We start from the raw sequence: 714 nt of genomic DNA, 5'->3' as shown, positions 1-714 counted from the left end.
AAAGACAGATGGAAAGCACTATGAATTATCAGTGGCAATGTCAGCATCACCAAAAATGATGTCAGCAATCGAATATGACAAGGTGTTAAACATAGTAGATTTTGCAAACATGATGACATATGACTTAAACGGTGCATGGGGAGGATTCACGGCTCACCAGACAGCATTATACACAAACCCTGCATATGACGAAGGGGATGCATCACTTTCAGTAGATTCATGCATAAAATATCTTGAAAATAAATATGGAGATGACATAGATTACTCAAAGATAGTAGTGGGAGTGGCACCATATACAAGAGGCTGGAAGGAAGTAAAGAAGGACACCGGAAGAGATCCAAAGAATCCGGGATTATATGCAGATGCAACAGGAGAAAACGGAGTAACATATGCATATGGAGACATAGATTCATTAATAAATCAGTATCAGTTAAAGAAATACTGGGATGATGTTGCAAAGGCAAACTACTTCTACAGTGAATCAACAGGAATGTTCTTCACATGTGACACGGAAGAATCAGTAGCAGAAAAAGGAAAATATGTAAGAGAGAAACATTTGGGCGGACTCATTTCATGGATGGCATCACTTGACAGCACAAACTCAATCACAAAGACAATGAAGGAATCACTTTATGGATCAGAAGCATTACCAAAGCAGAACATAATAATTCCTGGAAATGACGGTGTTGAAACAACAGTAACAGCATCAGGAGA

1 protein-coding gene is annotated in these 714 nt (G+C 38.7%); it reads left to right on the top strand.

All coding sequences use genetic code 11. From position 1 onward, the window contains the following. A partial coding sequence (locus tag DWW96_RS13640; RefSeq protein ID WP_243003087.1) for a glycosyl hydrolase family 18 protein occupies positions 1 to 714 on the top strand: 714 nt, incomplete at both ends.

Origin of the sequence: Eubacterium sp. AF17-7, assembly GCF_003461285.1 — a bacterium.
GTDB classification, from domain to species: Bacteria; Bacillota; Clostridia; order Lachnospirales; family Lachnospiraceae; genus Eubacterium_U; species Eubacterium_U album.
The sequence above is the reverse complement of the archived record's forward strand: the minus strand, read 5'-3'. Positions and strand labels throughout refer to the sequence as shown.